Below are 13,570 nucleotides of genomic sequence, written 5' to 3'. Positions count from 1 at the left end.
CTGATCACGTGCTAATCTGTCCAACCCTCTACAGAAATTGGCTCAAATCGACCTTCAGCTTCGACAGGGAATCGAATGGGTTTACCTGGTTTAGCATCAAGATTAAATTCACCCTGACTAACGACCTCAACACCACTTACAATCACATAAGGAATGCCCGATGTTGGTAGACCTTGCTCGCCCTTAGTGTAGGTTGCATTATCTTTGACAGTCTCTGGATTAAAAATGGTGATATCCGCAACTTTACCTTCTTGAAGGCGACCGCGAGCTTGCATTGCTTTCAGTCCTGTATCACCTAGGTGCTTCGCAGGCCAGTAAGACATTTGTGCAATCGTGAACATTAATGGCACGCCATTTTCACGCGCTGCTGACAGCACTTTGCCGCGAGTTCCCGCGGTTCTTGGGTGACCAACATATTCCGTCGGGTCTAGATCCCAAGAATCAATGCCTTTGCCTGACCACATCGCGTCAGAGGCAACGATCATGTGTGGCATACGTAGCCAGTACGGTAGCCAGTCGTCACGCTTTCTGTTGAAGGCGAAAATTGAGCGTTCTGGATGTTCGGCGGAGGTTTTTTCCCACTCGGCTTGAGTTAAGAACTTGTCTTGTACGGGGTCAAAAATCACTTCTTCATACGGCAACCCGCCACTCAGTACCTTAAATTTTTCTGGGTGGAAAATTTCCGCTGAAATCGCCGTTGATGCCGCAGAGTATGGATAGTATTCAGACCATACGTTATAACCTTGCTTGCGTGCAGCTTGCAGCTTTTCTTCGTTTTCCCACCAGCCATATTCATTGTTGTGGCTGAGGCTCAGCGGAGCGTTAAGTGCAATCGCATTGGCAAAGATTTCACTGAAACCCAGCGGACCTTCAGGGTTACTTGGGTTTCCGTGGAAACGAACATGGGCACCAGTAAGTCGACCATAACGCGCTGCTGCTTCTTGAGATTTAAACATCTCGTAGGTGGTGACACCTTGTGTCATATAACCTACGGTTGACGATAAACCGATCGCACCTTGACGAAACTCTTCATCGAGATATTGTAAGATTTGGTTCATCTGATCTTTATTACTGCGAGAAACTGACCAACCTGGCGTTCCATCTTGCATCGATTTTCCAAGAAGCTCAAAAATGCTCGTCACGTCATGCGGGCCACTGGTATCGATTTCAGTATCGTGAACACGCATACGCGTCATTTGTTGGCTGACGCCCGTACCATAGTTGAGTGGCCAGCCTTTATCTTTTTCTGCGTACCACTCGCCCACATGAATAGCACCCGCCTCGAGGTCCATACCTGTTGTCACACCATCGAGAGCAGCTAACTTCAGCGACAAGCCGTCTAATGCATGAAAGTGAGTATCAATAAACCCAGGCGCCACAACCAAGTTTTTCGCATCAATAGTTTTATCCCCTTCTATAGCACTTGAGGTTATTTTGGAGATCATGCCATCTTTAATTCCCACGTTTAGCACGGCGTCGAGCATGGTTTCAGGGTCCATCACCCGGCCGTTGAGTATCACCAGATCGTAATCCTGCGCGGTGGTGGCAGAGGCGAGCCCAAGCCACAGCATAGGGGCGAGAAGTTTCGGGGCGAACCGGTTCCTTTTCATTTTTCTCATCCTGTAATTAAATCCATTTGTAACGGTTATTGAGTACCTAACAGCTGGCGCCTGGGAGCTGAGAGGGGGAGAACAAAAAAGGCAGCCCGAAGACTGCCTCTGTGTCCTCGCCCTGGGGGAGGCTCCGCGAGGATTAGTAGGAACCGAAGTTCCATCGGGCGGTGATCCCCACCATCCGCGGCGCGTTGTAGACCGTCCGATCGGCACCCAGGAAGGTGCGGGTGTTGTAGGTCTGGAAGGTGTCGTCAGTCAGGTTCTTGCCCCAGGCGTAGACGTTCCAGGCGCCACTGGCGGACTTCCAGCCGATCTGGCCGCTGAGCTCGTGGAAGGCCTCGTTCTCAAACTCCGGCTCGTTGTTGGCGTTGGAGAACATCTTGTCGCGCCAGAAGTAGTTGGCGTTGACGTAGAAGTCACCGCTGTCGGTCGGGTAGTAGAACTCGGCACCCACGTTGAAGTTGTGCTTAGGCGCTTCCGGCGCGACGTTGCCGCTGCAGTCGCCGTTGGGGTTATCGGACTGGGCGCAGCCCAGGTACTCGTCAAACTTGGAGTCTGTGTAGCCATAGGAGGTCCAGAGCTGGAGGCTGTCCAGGGCTTGCCACTGCAGATCCATCTCGAAACCGCGGCTGGTCAGGCGACCGGCGTTGGTGATAGTGATGATGGAGCCGTCCCTGTCCGCCAGCGGTGTCTGAGCCAGTACCTGCAGATCCTGGTATTCCGCATCGTAGATGGCCCAGTTGAAGCGCAGGGTGTTGTCGAAGAAGGTGTTCTTCATCCCCAGCTCGTAGGCGTCTACCTTCTCGTCGTCAAACTCCAGGGCGCTGAGATCGGCGATGAAGTCGGTGTTGTAGCCACCACTCTTGAAGGCGCGGGAGTAGCCGACGTAGAGCATGTTATCTTCGTTGACGAACCAGTTCAGGCTCACCTTGGGGGACCAGTCATCGACAGAACGATCTTCCTGGGTGGACCCGTTAGCGAAGAAGACGCCGAGGGGATCGAAGATGCTGTAGTTGACGGCCTTGTTCTCGTGGGTATAGCGCACCCCACCGGTCAACTGCAGGCTGTCGGTGAAGAACCAGTTGGCGTGGCCGAAGGCGGCGTAGGCCTCGGTATCCACCTTAGCGCGGTACGACATATCGTAGCTTTCAATGGGCACGGCGCCGCCGGTAAGCCAGGATAGGTTGACGAAGGCATCACCGCCCCCCTTGGTTTCCTGGTCGAGGTAGTAGAGGCCCAGCACGTAGTTGAAGTTGTCGTACAGGGGCGAGGCAATCCGCAGCTCCTGGCTGAAGTGGTTGCCGTCTGAGGTAATCCCTGAGGTGCCGACCTTGAGGGGGGTCATGTCCTCGTCGTTATCAACGTAACCGTACTTCTCGTAACGGTAGGCGGAGATGGAGGTCAGCTCGAACTCGTTGTCGAAGCTGTGGGTGATGTGGACAGACCCACCGCCGACGCCGTCGATGTCGTAGCGGGTGGCTTCGTTTACGTTGATCTTGTAGGGCTCCGGCGCCACGGGATCGTTGATGGCTTCGCCACCGCCGCTGAAGTAGAAGCTGTTTTCGAAGTGGTCATAGGTGAACAGCACTTCGGTGCGCTCGCCGGCCTGCCACAGCAGTTGGCCGCGGCCCGCACGTTCGGCTTTGTCGTTGTACTCTTTGACCGGAGCGTCGGCATAAACGTTATCGACGTAGCCATCGCGGTCGAAGGTGGAAAGGGAGAGCTTACCGGAGAGGCCATCGGTCAGGCCGCCGTTCACCGAGGCTTTGAAGCGAGTGTGACCGTAGTTGCCCAGCTCCGCCTGCAGGTAGCCGGAGAAATCCTCGGACGGGCGGATGGTGGTGATGTTCACCGCGCCGGCGACGGTATTTTTCCCGAACAGGGTGCCCTGGGGGCCGCGAAGGATCTCGATGGTCTGCACATCCAGGGCAGATTGGTTGGCGGCGGCGGCTTTCCCTACCCAGACGCCGTCCACATAGACGCCGACCCGCAGATCATAACCCGGGTTACGACCCCGGTCGGCAACGCCTCGGATCCCGAAGGATTGGATCCCCGGATCGCTGCCGGTGACGGTGAAGTTGGGGGTCGCGAACTGGATATCCTTGACCTCGGTGGCGCCGAGACGCTCAATGTCCGCCTCGCTGACCGCGGTCATGGCGATCGGCACCTCCTGCTGGTTCTGAACCCGCTTCTGGGAGCGCACTTGAATCACTTCCAGTTGACGTCCCTTAGAGGTGGCTGAGGGGGCCTCTTCGGCGCCCGCAGGCAGGGTAAAGGAGGCGCCGAGCACTGCGGCGATTTGCAATGCCAGGTAAGTTTTCTTGTTCACAATGACTCCTTGACAATCCTCACCTTCTCCTTGCGACACGCAACGGGCGAGGTAATGGGTCTGATCGATACGGGCCTTGAAGAGGTACCCATTTAACCAACTGATTTATAACCACGAATAACTTTGACAGCCCAATCATTAAACTGTCCGTCAAAAATGTTGCATTCGATAACAAGGTGTTAACATGGGCCGGAAAAGTCCCTGCTGCGAATGGGGAAACCTACTGCGCCGACCAGTGCTGGTCGGCGCAGTAGGTTGGTTTCTGAGGTCGTCCTCTTTGGCCGGAGCATCCCGGACAAGGGTGAGGAGGGCGGGACTAAAGAAACAGCTGCATCGGTTGCGGCGCAGAGGCCAGTTCTCGCTGCTCGCGAAGCAGGTCCGCCTGCAGCAGCGGGTCGTCTGCCAGTGCCGGTGGCAGGATCAGTTGGTAGCCCTGCGGCAGCCACTGAAGTTCGGGCAGGGGCAGATCGTGGCGTCGCCCCAGGTGCCACACCACCGCCAGCCGCAGGGCCATCAGCAGCTGCCGCTGCTGCCCGGCGTTGGCAAGTTGTGAGTCCAGGGGCTCGAAACTCTCAAGCTTTTTGCGGTGGAAGCGGCCCAGGTGGGCCAGTAACTGCTGCTGCTCCAGGGTGAAGCCGGGAAGGTTGCTGTTGGCAAGGATATAGCCGGTGTGTCGATGCCGGTGGCGGAAGTTGAGGGAGAGGCCTGTCTCGTGCAGGCGTCCCGCCCAGTGCAGCAGCTGCATCAGGTCCGGCACCGCCTCCGGGCAGTGCAGGTAGAGGCTGGCGGCGGATTGGGCCACCCTCTGGCCATGCCGGGTATCGATGTGGTGAAGCCGCTCCATGGCGGCTACCGTCTGGGCACAGACGGAGGGATGGGGCGCTTCGCCGCCCATCTCCGCCAGCACGCCCTCCCGCAGGGCACTGTCGCAGAAGGTCATGGCTTCGATCTGCAGGCTGCGCATACAGGCCAGCAGGATCGAAAGTCCCGCGGGCAGCACCCGGCGCCGACTGTCGGATAGCCCGGCGAAGCGCGGGTGGGCCATGCCGTGGTGGCCAATAAAGGCGACCAGTTGCTCCAGGCTCTGGCGCTCTAATGGCGCCGGTTCATCACCGGGTTGGCAGAGTCCGGTCAGCGTCTTTATGGTACCGGAGCAGCCGATGGCTAGGGTCCAATCCTCGGACCGGTAGCGGGAAAGGAGGGGCTCCAGTTGCTGACGAGCGGCGATGATGGCGCGCTGGAATTGGGCCGGGGTCGGCTGCTCAGTGGGGAAATGGCGGGATTGGTAACTGACACAGCCCATATTTAGGCTGGTGAGCTGTTGCGGCTCAATGCCCTGTCCGAGGATCAGCTCGGTACTGCCGCCGCCGATGTCGATCACCAGGCTGCCTGACTTGAGTTCCTGGGACTGGACGACGCCACGGAAGATCAGGCGGGCCTCTTCGGTTCCGGGAATCACCGCCACCGGGATCCCCAGGCGGTCATGGGCGGGATCGAGAAACTGGCGCCGGTTTGGAGCGCGGCGCAGGGCATAGGTGGCGACGGCGCGCACCTGACTGATCTGGCTGTTGTTCAACTGCTGGGCAAACTGCTCCAGGCAGTTCAGCCCGCGGGCCATGGCGGTCTCGCTGAGGTTGCCCTTTTCGTCCATCCCCTCGGCCAGTTGCACCCGCTGCTTGACCCGGTGCAGCAGTTGGATCCGGTTCTCCAGTACCCGGGCGATCGCCAGGTGGAAGCTGTTGGAGCCCAGGTCGATGGCGGCGATGGTGTCACCGACTTGCACAGGTTGCCGGTTCATGCGGTATCACTCCTGTTCCCCCGGTGCGGTTGAGGCTCTGGGTTCAGTATGGGTTATGACTCGCCCTGCGCCTGCTCCATCCCCTTGAGGTGTTCGTAGATGGCACTCTGGCTGCGCAGTTTCTTGCGGTTGCCCCGCTTGACGTAGGGGTTGTCCTGGGCACGGTTGATCAGGCGCGCCTTCTGGTTATCCCGCCACTGGATATCCAGGTGGTCCAGCAGCATCTGTTTCAGCCTGGGGTGGTAGATGGGACAGCCCACCTCGAGCCGGCTGTCCAGGTTGCGGGTCATCCAGTCACCGCTGGTAATCAACACCTGGGGATCCCCGCCGTTGCCAAACACCATCACCCTGGGGTGTTCGAGGTAGCGGTCGATCACCGAGATGGCGCGTATGTTGTCAGAGACCCCGGGCACTTCGGTCACCAGAGAGCACATGCCACGGATAATGAGACGGATGCTCACCCCTTCCCGGGAGGCCCTGTAGAGCTTCGCGATGAGATCGGGGTCCACCAGGTTGTTGAGCTTCAACGTGATGAGCGCTGGTAGTCCCTGCTTTTGATTCTCGATCTCCCGATCGATAAAGCGGTAGAGCTTGCTCCGGGTGTCGGTGGGGGCGAGCAGCAGGTGCTGGAAACGGAACCGCCGATAGGGGTGGAGAATGAAATCAAAGACGGCATCCACCTCACGGGTCAGCTCCGGGTGGCGGGTAAACAGGGCGTAATCGGTGTAGATCCGGGCGGTCTTCTCGTGAAAGTTACCGGTACCGATATGGCCATAGTGAACGATTTGTCCCTCCTCCTGGCGGCTCACCAGGCAGAGCTTGGCGTGGATCTTCAGTGAGGGGATCCCGAAATGCACCCGCACGCCGGCGTCGGTCAGGCGTTTGGCCCATTCGATGTTGGCCCCCTCATCGAAGCGGGCCTGCAACTCCACCACCACAGTGACATCCTTGCCGTTCTTGACCGCCTCGATCAGCGTATTGAGCACCTGGCTGTTCTTCGCTACCCGGTAAACATTGATCTTGATGCTGCGAACCTGGGGATCATAGGCGGACTGGCGCAGCCACTCGGTGAGGTGGGAAAACTTGTGGTAGGGATAGTGCAGCAGGATATCCCCGGCGCTGATCGCCTCGAACGCGGTCCGGTAGCTGGTGAATTGCCGGCTGGCCAGGGCGGGCATCTTTTCATGTTCCAGGTACTTTCGTCCCGGGTTGGGAAAGGCCATGAAATCGCGAAAGTTATGGTAACGACCACCGGGGATCAGGGACCCGTAATGGTTGTGACCGAGCTGCTCCACCAGCATGTCCAGCATCTGCTGGGGCATCTCCCGGTCATAGACCAGCCGCACCGGCTCGGCGGTGACCCGCTGTTTGAGCGCCTCTGACATCTGCTCCAGCAGGCTCTCGTCGATCTCCCGGGAGAGATCAAACTGCGCTCCCCGGGTCAGTTTCATGGAGTAGCAGGTTATGCTGTCGTAATCGATGATCCCTTCGAACAGCTCATCCAGGCAGTGGCGGATGATATTGTCGAGCAAAATAAGGGTTTTTCGGGACTTCTCCCCCTCCGACGGCAGCTGGGTGAAGCGGGCGGTGCGGGTGGAGGGGACCGGGATGTAGGCGTACTGGACCTGGTCGGCCTTGTGCATCTGGGCGACCAGGTAGGTGAGCCCATCCTCCATATTGGCCAGGGCGGGGCGATCCTTATGGTGCAGGATAGGGATGATATGGCGACGGATCTTGTTCTTGAAGTGCTGCTTGAGCCAGCGGCCATGGAACGCTGACAACTGGGTTTCGCTGACCAGGAAGACGTTGCGTCGGGCCAGGTCCAGCAGCAGTTGCCGGTAGATCTCATCAAACTGGCTTTGCAGCACCAAGGCACGCTGGTTGATCTGGCCGAGCAGGGCGCGTGAAGCATCGCCACCCCCCTGGGCCTCCTCGATCAGGATCCGCCGCTTCACCTCGCCGACCCGGACGCGGAAAAACTCGTCGAGATTGTTGGAGAAGATCCCCAAAAAGCGCACCCGCTCGATCACCGGGTTATCGGTCTCTGCCGCTTCCTGCAACACCCGCTCGTTAAAACTGAGCCAGCTTAGCTCCTTCTCGATGTAGGGAAAGGCCTGTTGCACCGGTATCACTCCTTAATTCCATGGCCCAGGGGCCCGTATGCGGGGGCGCTGCATCACCAGGGTGCCACCATCTTCTATTGGCAGTGAAGGTATAATCTACTGATTTGATGATATTTTATACCAAGGTGGCCACCCTCGGGTTGGCCGGTCCCTGTCATCTGACTGTCATACAAACGACATATACTCCTTTTGCGGCGCCAAGCCGCACTGATGCCGCCTATTCGGGAACACCATGGACGCCGCAAAACTGGAGCGCTACCGCAGTAGCCAACGTCGATTGCTGAAAAACCGCCTCACCCGTATCGGGATTGTGCTGGGTGGCTCCATGGTGCTGGTCTCCCTGCTGCTGATCTTCTTCTACCTGCTGTACGTGGTAACCCCGCTGTTTCGCAGCCCAAGCCTGACCGAGAGCTACCAGGCCCCTTTTCTTTCTCCTGCCAAGACCCTGAAGCTGGGGCTTGATGATAGCCGGCAGTACGGCTACCGCTTTACGGATCTCGGCGTGGTGGAGTTCTACCAGGCCAATGGCGAACACACCGCCCGCCGACTGGACCTGCCCGAGGGCGCGCAGATCACCGCCTCCGCGAAGGCGCACCCCGCCAGTGAGATCCTGGCCATGGGGCTGAGTAACGGTGATTTGCTCCTGGCCCGCACCGATTTCATCACCACCTATCCGAATAACCTTCGAACCATCACGCCTGCGCTTGGCTATCCCCTGGGCAGCCCCACATACCCGCTGGGAGAGGAGGCGATCCGCTCACTGAGTGTGGCCGCGGACCAGGAACAGGTCACCCTGGTGTGGCGGGGTGACCAGGGCCCCTATCAACTGACCCGACTCTACGGGGAGCGAGATTTTCTTTCCGATGAGGTGGTTTGGACCCCGGTGTCGGTGGAGCTGCCGGAGCTCAACAACGTCCAAAGCCTGCAGCTGTCACCGGATCAGCGTCAGCTCTTTGTGTTGACTGATAATCGCATCCAAGTGTGGCAGATCGGCGCCCTGGACGCCGTCCGGCTGGACCAGGTGCTGGATGCGGCAGAGCCCGAAGCCCGGATCACTGAGCTGGCGCTGCTGGCGGGGGAGAGTTCCCTGCTGGTGGTCAATGACAATGGCGTGGTCTCCCAGTGGTTCCAGGCCCGTATCGATGGCCAGCGCCGCTACCAGCGGGTGCGGGCCTTCGTCCATGATGGTCCGGTGACCGCCATTGCCAGTGAGCACTACCGTAAAGGTTTTGCCCTGGGGGACGCAGAGGGCGGGTTGGATCTCTACCACACTACTGCCGAGCGCCACCTGCTGCACCAGGATGGCGGAAACGGGGCGGTACGCCACCTGGCTTTCGCTCCGGCGGGTAACGGCCTTATCCTAGAGAGCGGGGAGGGGGTCACCCTGTTCACCCTGGATAACCCCCACCCGGAGATCTCCTTCAGTGCCCTGTGGCAAAAGGTGTGGTACGAAGGGTACAGCGAGCCGGATTATGTCTGGCAATCCACCTCCGGTTCCAATGACTTCGAAGCCAAGATGAGCCTGATGCCCCTAGCGTTTGGCACCCTCAAAGCGGCGCTCTATGCAATGGTGTTCGCGGTGCCCCTGGCGGTGGCCGGCGCCATCTACACCGCTTACTTCATGACCCCCGGGGTACGCCGACTGGTCAAGCCGACGGTGGAGATCATGGAAGCGCTGCCGACGGTGATCCTCGGTTTCCTGGCCGGGTTGTGGCTGGCGCCCATCGTGGAGCGGAACCTGGCGGGGATCCTGCTGCTGGTGCTGCTCCTGCCCCTGGTGATCCTGCTCTGTGCCTGGGGATGGCAGCGACTGCCCGAGCGGTGGCACAGCAGTACCTGGGGACATTACCGGGAGTTGCTGCTGTTGCCGGTGCTTATCCTCACCGGGGTCGTGGCCCTCTGGCTGAGCCCCTACCTGGAGTTACTCCTAATGGGGGGAGATGCCCGCGCCTTCATTACCCACGAGCTGGGGATCCCCTTTGACCAGCGTAATGCCCTGGTGGTAGGGCTGGCGATGGGCTTTGCGGTGATCCCCACCATCTTCTCCATTGCCGAGGACGCGATCTTTTCCGTGCCCAAGCACCTGGTGAATGGCTCCCTGGCCCTTGGTGCCACCCAGTGGCAGACCCTCAACCGGGTGGTGCTGCTGACCGCCAGCCCCGGGATCTTCTCCGCCATCATGATGGGTTTCGGCCGTGCCCTTGGGGAGACGATGATCGTGCTGATGGCCACAGGGAACACGCCACTGATGGAGTGGAACATCTTCGAAGGGATGCGCACCCTGGCCGCAAATATCGCGGTGGAGATGCCGGAATCTGCCATCGGCAGCAGCCACTACCGGGTGCTGTTCCTGGCTGCCTTCGTGCTCTTCGTCGCCTCCTTCTTCTTTAACACGCTGGCGGAGCTGGTTCGCCAGCGGCTGCGCCGCAAGTATTCGACGCTTTAAGGGGAGGCCGATGAGGAAATGGTTTACGTCCGGCGCACCCTGGATCTGGATGACCAGCGGCGCGGTGAGCCTGGCTCTGATCGCCGTCCTTGGCCTGCTGCTGCTGATTGCCAGCCGTGGTCTGGTCTATTTCTGGCCCTCAACGCTCTACGAGTGGCAGCTGCAGGAGAGCCAGGGTGAGACCAGCGTGGTGATCGGTGAGCGCTACGAGCGGGAGCGAGTTCCAAGGGAGCGACTGGAGCAGGCCGGGATGACGGTCCCCGGGGAGGCCCCCTTCGTGGAACGCTTCCTGGTCAAGACCGGCAACCGGGAGCGGGTCAGCCTGGATTTTCGCTGGATCTGGCAGGATCAGGTGATCGCCGAGCGGACCCCGGAAGCACTGGCGGTGGTTGAGCGGGTCCGTAACGGCAACTTTTATGGCTACCCCGAAGCCCTGGTGGTGGATGGCGAGCGGCTCCAGGGGGGGCAGATGGCGACGCGTTTGCCGTCGGTGATTGAGGAGGCCAACCGCCTTCGTGACGAGGCACGGGAGCTGCAGTCCGGGGCGATCGGGCGAATCAACTATCAGTTGGAGCAGCTGCGGCTGCAAAAGCGCAAGCTCGCCCTCAAGGGGCAGGATAGCCCCGATAACCTGGCGCCGCTGGAGGCCCAGGCGAGTGCGCTACGGGCCGAGTATCAGGTGCTGGAGCAGTCGCTGTTCGCGCTGCGTCAGCAGGCGGCCAGTGACTGGCTCGAGGTGCGGGAGATGACAGGGGAGACTGTGCGCCTGCCGATGGACCAGGTCCTGGCGGTGGCCTTCCCCAACCGGATGAACCTGCTGGAGAAGCTATGGCACTGGATGGGCAAGGTGGCCATTTTTGTTACCGCCGAACCCCGCGAGGCCAATACCGAGGGGGGCGTTTTTCCCGCCATCTTCGGGACCGTCTTCATGGTGATGCTGATGGCGGTGATCGTGACCCCCTTCGGGGTGCTCGCGGCGGTCTACCTCCATGAATATGCGGCTAACAATGCGCTTACCCGTTTTATCCGCATCGCCGTGATCAACCTCGCTGGCGTGCCGTCCATCGTCTACGGGGTGTTCGGCCTCGGCTTTTTCGTCTACGTGCTGGGGGGCTCGCTGGACAGCCTGTTTTATCCCGAGGCCCTGCCATCCCCCACCTTTGGCACCCCCGGCGTGCTCTGGGCCTCCCTGACCCTGGCGATCCTGACCCTGCCGGTGGTGATCGTCTCCACGGAGGAGGGGCTGGCGCGGATCCCCTCCACGGTGCGCCATGGCAGCCTGGCCCTGGGGGCAACGCAGGCGGAAACGCTCTGGCGCATCGTGCTGCCGATGGCCAGCCCGGCGATCATGACGGGTCTCATCCTGGCGGTGGCCCGGGCAGCGGGTGAGGTGGCTCCCCTTATGCTGGTGGGGGTGGTCAAGCTGGCCCCCCAGCTGCCGGTGGATGGTAACTTTCCCTACGTGCACCTGGAGCGCAAGTTTATGCACCTGGGGTTTCATATTTACGACGTGGGCTTCCAGAGTCCCAACGTGGAGGCGGCGCGCCCACTGGTGTATGCCACCTCCTTTTTGCTGGTCACGGTGATTGTCAGCCTCAACCTGACGGCGATCGCCGTACGTAACCATCTGCGGGAGAAGTTCCGCAGCATCGATCATGGATAACAGGGGCCAACGCATGCTTTCTATCGACACGGGCGAGCGCGCCACCAAAGCGATCGATCCCAACCGCCTGACCAAGGCGCAGACCGCCTTCGAGATCGAGAACCTGGGTCTTCACTACGGGGATAAGATGGCGCTGAGCGAGATCAGCATGAAGATCCCAAAGCACCAGATCACCGCCTTCATCGGCCCCTCCGGTTGCGGTAAATCGACACTGCTGCGCTGCCTGAACCGGATGAACGACCTGATCGATGATTGCCACATTACTGGGACCATACGTCTCGATGGCGACGATATTCATGATCGCCGCATCGACGTGGCGGCACTGAGACGCAACGTGGGGATGGTGTTCCAACGTCCCAATCCCTTTCCCAAGTCGATCTATGAAAACGTGGTATACGGTTTGCGCCTTCATGGGATCCGGGATCGCCGGCGACTGGATGAGGCCGCCGAGCAGGCCCTGAAGGCGGCGGCGCTGTGGGACGAGGTGAAAGATCGTCTCGGCGATAACGCCTTTGGCCTCTCAGGTGGGCAGCAGCAGCGTCTGGTGATCGCCCGGGCCATCGCCATCGAGCCTCAGGTGCTGCTGCTGGATGAGCCCACCTCGGCGCTGGATCCCATCTCCACGCTCACCATCGAGGAGTTGATCACCGAGCTGAAAAGTCGCTACACCGTGGTGATCGTCACCCACAATATGCAGCAGGCGGCCCGGGTGTCGGATCACACCGCCTTCATGTACCTGGGTAAACTTATCGAGTACCGGGACACCAATACCCTGTTTACCACGCCCCGGCAGAAACAGACCGAGGATTACATTACCGGCCGGTACGGCTAAGCCACGACGCCGAGGAGCGCAGTATGGATAATTTTAATATCAGCAAGCACATCTCCGGTGCCTTCAATGCCGAACTGGAGGATCTCCGTAACCGCGTGATGGCCATGGGGGGGCTGGTGGAGCAGCAGCTGGCGGATGCCCTCGAGGTGATGCAGCATGGCGATGAGACCCTGGCGGAGAAGGTGGTCAACCGGGATCGCAAGGTGAATACCCTGGAGGTCGGTATCGATGAGGAGTGTACCCGGATCATCGCCAAGCGGCAGCCGGCGGCGTCGGATCTTCGCCTTGTGCTGGCGATCTCCAAGGCGGTGACCGATCTGGAGCGGATCGGCGATGCGGCGGAGCGCATCGCCCGCACCGCAGCGATGCAGGGGGACAAGCGCCACCGCGCCATGGTGATGACGGTGGATGCCATGGGACGGCTGACCCAGCGGATGCTGCATGATGTGCTGGATGCCTTTGCCCGCATGGATGTGGAGGCAGCGATGCAGATCCACCAGCAGGATGTGCGCATCGACGATGCCTACGAGGGGGTGGTGCGCCAGTTGATGACCTTCATGATGGAGGACCCGCGCTCCATCCCCCATGTGCTGGATGTGCTCTGGGCCGCCCGTTCCCTGGAGCGGATCGGCGACCGTTGCCAAAACATCTGTGAGTATGTGATCTACTACGTCAAGGGTACGGATGTTCGCCATCTGGACTTCAGCAAGGTGGAGGATCTGCTTAAGTAGGGAATCCTCCTAGCTTACTGCGTCCGAGTTGGCGA

At 59.9% G+C, this 13,570-nt stretch carries 8 protein-coding genes; 4 read left to right on the top strand and 4 right to left on the bottom strand.

What is annotated here, in order from left to right; genetic code table 11:
- Positions 1-11 precede the first annotated feature (11 nt).
- The 4 genes from ABD997_RS00180 to ppk1 form a co-directional block, all read right to left on the bottom strand.
- Positions 12-1,619 (bottom strand): amidohydrolase family protein, encoded by a 1,608-nt coding sequence (locus tag ABD997_RS00180; protein WP_345315005.1) that lies wholly within the window; start codon positions 1,617-1,619, stop codon positions 12-14.
- A gap of 133 nt (positions 1,620-1,752) precedes the next feature.
- Positions 1,753-3,942: a TonB-dependent receptor gene (locus ABD997_RS00175; protein WP_345315004.1), complete on the bottom strand. Its 2,190-nt coding sequence runs from the start codon at positions 3,940-3,942 to the stop codon at positions 1,753-1,755.
- Between the two features lie 316 nt (positions 3,943-4,258).
- Complete coding sequence (locus tag ABD997_RS00170) at positions 4,259-5,740, bottom strand: Ppx/GppA phosphatase family protein (RefSeq protein WP_345315003.1); 1,482 nt, start codon at positions 5,738-5,740, stop codon at positions 4,259-4,261.
- Between the two features lie 53 nt (positions 5,741-5,793).
- Positions 5,794-7,863, bottom strand: a complete 2,070-nt coding sequence (ppk1, locus tag ABD997_RS00165; RefSeq protein ID WP_345315002.1) for a polyphosphate kinase 1 — start codon at positions 7,861-7,863, stop codon at positions 5,794-5,796.
- Between the two features lie 232 nt (positions 7,864-8,095).
- Between ppk1 and ABD997_RS00160 the strand changes: the two genes are divergently transcribed.
- From ABD997_RS00160 to phoU, 4 genes are read left to right on the top strand one after another with little or no spacing between them, the layout of a single operon-like run.
- Positions 8,096-10,309 carry an ABC transporter permease subunit gene (locus ABD997_RS00160; RefSeq protein WP_345315001.1) on the top strand — a complete coding sequence of 738 codons (2,214 nt, stop codon included), beginning with the start codon at positions 8,096-8,098 and terminating at the stop codon, positions 10,307-10,309.
- 10 nt (positions 10,310-10,319) lie between these two features.
- Positions 10,320-11,972: a phosphate ABC transporter permease PstA gene (gene pstA, locus ABD997_RS00155; protein WP_345315000.1), complete on the top strand. Its 1,653-nt coding sequence runs from the start codon at positions 10,320-10,322 to the stop codon at positions 11,970-11,972.
- Positions 11,973-11,985: 13 nt separating this feature from the next.
- Positions 11,986-12,804: a phosphate ABC transporter ATP-binding protein PstB gene (gene pstB / locus ABD997_RS00150; RefSeq protein WP_345315172.1), complete on the top strand. Its 819-nt coding sequence runs from the start codon at positions 11,986-11,988 to the stop codon at positions 12,802-12,804.
- A 23-nt stretch (positions 12,805-12,827) separates the two neighbouring features.
- Complete coding sequence (gene phoU, locus ABD997_RS00145; protein WP_345314999.1) at positions 12,828-13,535, top strand: phosphate signaling complex protein PhoU; 708 nt, start codon at positions 12,828-12,830, stop codon at positions 13,533-13,535.
- Positions 13,536-13,570: the final 35 nt, after the last annotated feature.

It is taken from the genome of Ferrimonas gelatinilytica, from assembly GCF_039544205.1.
GTDB classification, from domain to species: domain Bacteria; phylum Pseudomonadota; class Gammaproteobacteria; order Enterobacterales; family Shewanellaceae; genus Ferrimonas; species Ferrimonas gelatinilytica.
This window is presented reverse-complemented; position numbering and strand designations above follow the sequence as displayed.